Source organism: Xanthomonas sp. SHU 199 (assembly GCF_000364665.1).
Classification (GTDB): Bacteria; Pseudomonadota; Gammaproteobacteria; order Xanthomonadales; family Xanthomonadaceae; genus Xanthomonas_A; species Xanthomonas_A sontii.
Genome location: NZ_AQOI01000771.1, coordinates 1 through 3,932, shown reverse-complemented (window position 1 = coordinate 3,932; position 3,932 = coordinate 1). Strand labels below are relative to the sequence as shown.

General features: G+C 70.6%; 4 protein-coding genes and 1 pseudogene. 3 read left to right on the top strand and 2 right to left on the bottom strand.

Going from position 1 to position 3,932, the window contains the following annotated elements:
* Positions 1–764: pseudouridine synthase (locus D183_RS0121265; protein WP_017910774.1), on the top strand; the 764-nt coding region annotated here is incomplete at its 5' end.
* On the opposite strand, the gene D183_RS0121260 is transcribed toward D183_RS0121265, so the two are convergent.
* On the bottom strand, positions 715–1,107 hold the full coding sequence (locus D183_RS0121260) for a hypothetical protein (protein WP_017910773.1): 393 nt from the start codon (positions 1,105–1,107) through the stop codon (positions 715–717). The two genes, D183_RS0121265 and D183_RS0121260, sit on opposite strands and share 50 nt — an antisense overlap.
* 1 nt (position 1,108) lies before the next feature.
* Positions 1,109–2,311, bottom strand: a complete 1,203-nt coding sequence (gene kbl / locus D183_RS0121255; protein WP_017910772.1) for a glycine C-acetyltransferase — start codon at positions 2,309–2,311, stop codon at positions 1,109–1,111.
* 193 nt (positions 2,312–2,504) lie between these two features.
* Here kbl and D183_RS0121250 point away from each other — a divergent pair, with 193 nt between their 5' ends.
* Positions 2,505–3,527 carry a sulfate ABC transporter substrate-binding protein gene (locus tag D183_RS0121250; RefSeq protein ID WP_017910771.1) on the top strand — a complete coding sequence of 341 codons (1,023 nt, stop codon included), beginning with the start codon at positions 2,505–2,507 and terminating at the stop codon, positions 3,525–3,527.
* A gap of 4 nt (positions 3,528–3,531) precedes the next feature.
* A pseudogene (locus D183_RS0121245) lies at positions 3,532–3,932 on the top strand (molybdate ABC transporter permease subunit); the annotation flags it as partial.

The window sequence follows — 3,932 nt, the reverse complement described above, 5'->3', positions numbered from 1 at the left end:
CGCGCAGCACCGCGCCGGCCGTGCCGCGCCACGGCCTGGCCCGCACCCTGTCCAAGCTGGGCCTGTGCTCGCGCACCGAGGCCGCGCGTTGGATCGCCGCCGGCCGCGTCGCCGTCGACGGGCGCATCGTCACCGATCCCGAATTCCCGATCCTGCAGGGCCGCCACCGGCTTGCCGTGGACGGCGCGCCGCTGGCCGACACCGCGCGCCGGTACCTGATGCTCAACAAGCCGCGCGGGCTGGTCACCAGTGCGCAGGACGAGCGTGGCCGCGACACCGTGTACCGCTGTTTCGACGGTGCCGGCCTGCCGTGGCTGGCGCCGGTCGGGCGCCTGGACAAGGCCAGCGAGGGCCTGCTGCTGTTCAGCAACGACCCGCAGTGGGCGGCGCGGGTCACCGATCCGGGCAGCGGCCCGGACAAGACCTATCACGTGCAGGTGGACGCGGTGCCCGACGCGGCGCTGCTGGCACGGATGTGTGCCGGCGTGGTCGACGATGGCGAACCGCTGCGGGCCAAGCAGGCGCGCCTGCTGCGCCAGGGCGAGCGCCATGCCTGGCTGGAAGTGGTGCTGGACGAGGGACGCAACCGGCAGATCCGGCGGCTGCTGGCCGTGCTTGGCCTGGACGTGCTGCGGTTGGTGCGGGTGGCGGTCGGCGAGTTGGTACTGGGCGACCTGGGCAAGGGCGCGTGGCGCGAGCTCAGCGCTGCGGAAGTCAGGGCGTTGGCGCCGGCGGCGGACGCCAGCGCGCCAGCCGCGCGCTGAGCAGGGCGGTGACCACCTCGCGGGCGCGCGCATCCTGCGGCCCACGCGCATCGTGGTGACGGCCCTTGGCGTGATTGCAGCCGGCGCAGGCCAGCGCCAGGTTTCGGGCATCGTTGGGATCGTCGCCGACCTGGGCGCAGAGCGCCGCGGCGACGCGGCGCCCGAACCAGGCCTGCGGCACTACGTGTTCCAGCGTGCTGTGTCCGAGCGGTTCGCCGTCAGCGCGCAGGCGCAGGCGCCGGCGGCAATGCAGGCAGCGGGTCTCCCAGCCGTCCTCCAGCGCGTGCGCCTGGGCGTCGGTCTGCGCCGCCAGCAACAGCCGTTGGCGCAGCGCGGCGCGCATCTCAGGCGGCGAGTACGCCCAGTTCGCGGCCGATACGGGTGAACGCGTCGATCGCCTGGTCCAGGTGGGCGCGGGTGTGTGCGGCGCTGATCTGGGTGCGGATCCGCGCCTGGCCCTTGGGCACCACCGGGAAGAAGAAGCCGATGGCGTAGATGCCTTCCTCCAGCAGCCGCTCGGCGAAGCGCTGCGCCAGCGGCGCGTCGTACAGCATCACCGGGCAGATCGGATGAGTGCCGGGCTTGATGTCGAACCCGGCAGCGGCCATGCGCTCGCGGAAGTAGGCGGTGTTCTCGACCAGGCGCGCGCGCAGGTCGTCGGCGGCGTCGAGCATCGCGAAGGCCTTGATGCCGGCCGCGACCACGTGCGGCGGCAGCGAGTTGGAGAACAGGTAGGGTCGCGAGCGCTGGCGCAGCAGTTCGATCACCTCGCGGCGGCCGGTGGTGAAACCGCCCAGCGCGCCGCCCATGGCCTTGCCCAGGGTGCCGGTGACGATATCGATCCGGTCCAGCACGCCCTTGACCTCGGCCGAGCCGCGGCCGCTGGCGCCGAGGAAGCCGGTGGCATGGCATTCGTCGATGTGCACCAGCGCGTTGTACTTCTTCGCCAGCGCGGTGATCTCGTCCAGCGGGGCGATGAAGCCGTCCATCGAGAACACGCCGTCGCTGGTGATCAGCTTGGTCTTGCAGCCGGCGGCGTCGGCCGCCTGCAGCTGCGCTTCCAGGTCGGCCATGTCGCAGTTGGCGTAGCGGAAGCGCTTGGCCTTGCACAGGCGCACGCCGTCGATGATCGAGGCATGGTTGAGCGCGTCGGAGATGATCGCGTCGTGCTCGCCGAGCAGCGGTTCGAACAGGCCGCCGTTGGCGTCGAAGCAGGCGGCGTAGAGGATGGTGTCCTCGGTGCCGAAGAACGTGGCGATCTGCGCTTCCAGTTGCTTGTGCAGGTCCTGGGTGCCGCAGATGAAGCGCACCGAGGCCATGCCGAAGCCGTGCGTGTCCAGCGCGTCCTTGGCGGCCTGGATCAGTGCCGGATGATCGGCCAGGCCCAGGTAGTTGTTGGCGCAGAAGTTCAGCACGCGGCGGCCGTCGGCGAGGACGATTTCCGCCGCCTGCGGGCCGACGATGATGCGCTCGGACTTGAACAGGCCCTGGGCGCGGATCGCGTCCAGTTCCTCGGCGTAGTGCTGGGTGAGGCGGGAGTCGGTCATGACGGGCACGCGCGGCGGAAAGAAGCGGCGATTTTACCGCGGCGCCCGCGCCGGCCGCGGCCGTCATGCACAAATGGCATGAGCCGCTGCCGGGAAGTCATTTCACCCGCCGCCTGCCGCTGCGCAGCATGCGTCATGGTCCGCGGCGGGTATCGGCCGCGGCGTCGGCCTGTGTGTTTTCGGAGAACCGCCCATGTCCAGCCTTCCGCCGCGCCGCTGGCGCCCGCTGCTCGCGCTCGCACTGTGCGTGTTCGCCGGGGCCGCTGCCGCCGCCGAGACGCAACTGCTCAACGTGTCCTACGATCCCACCCGCGAGCTGTACCGGGACTACAACGCCGCCTTCGCCAGGCACTGGGCGCAACTGCATCCCGGCGAGCAGGTCGCGGTGGAGACCTCGCACGGCGGCTCCGGCAAGCAGGCGCGCGCGGTGATCGACGGGGTCGAGGCGGACGTGGTGACGCTGGCATTGGCCTACGACGTCGATGCGATCGCCGCCAAGAGCAAGCTGATCGGTGCGAACTGGGCCACGCGCCTGCCCGACAACAGCGCGCCGTACACCTCGACCATCGTGTTCCTGGTGCGCAAGGGCAATCCGAAGGGGATCAAGGACTGGCCCGACCTGCTGCGCAGCGGCGTGTCGGTGATCACGCCCAATCCCAAGACCTCCGGCGGCGCGCGCTGGAACTATCTGGCCGCCTGGGCCTACGCCGACCACATCTTCAAGGGCGACCGCGAGCGCATCCTCAACTACATGCGCGCGCTGTTCCGCAACGTGCCGGTGCTGGATACCGGCGCGCGCGGCGCCACCACCACCTTCGTCCAGCGTGGCATCGGCGACGTGCTGCTGGCCTGGGAGAACGAGGCGTTCCTGGCGCAGCAGGAACTGGGCCAGGACAAGTTCGAGATCGTGGTGCCGAAGCTGTCGATCCTGGCCGAGCCGTCGGTGGCGCTGGTCGACAAGAACGTGGACAAGCACGGCACCCGCGCGGTGGCCGAGGAATACCTGAAGTACCTGTACTCGCCGGAAGGACAGAAGATCGCGGCCAGACACTATTACCGGCCGCGCCATCCCGAGTACGCCGACCGCGCCGATCTGGCGCGGCTGCCGAAGGTGCGCCTGGTCACCATCGATCAGGCGTTCGGGTCCTGGGCCAAGGCGCAGGCCACGCACTTCGACGACGGCGGCCTGTTCGACCAGATCCAGGCGAGCAAGTGACGCGATGGCCGTGACCGCCGCCGCCGTTGCCCGCGCTCCGCGCCAGCGCCGGGTGATGCCGGGGTTGGGGCTGAGTCTGGGCATCACCCTGACCTGGCTGGGACTGGTGGTGCTGATCCCCTTGTTCGCGGTGCTGCTCAAGACCAGCGGGCTGGGCTGGGACGGCGTGTGGCGGGTGTGGAGCGAGCCGCGGGTGCTGGCGGCGTTGCGCTTGAGTTTCGGCACCGCGCTGGCCGCAGCCGCGTTCAATGCGGTGATGGGCACCTGGGTGGCCTGGGTGTTCGTGCGCTATCGCTTTCCCGGCAAGCGCCTGTTCGACGCGATGATCGATCTGCCGTTCGCGCTGCCGACCGCGGTGGCCGGCATCGCCCTGACCGCGCTGTACGGCAGCAACGGCTGGATCGG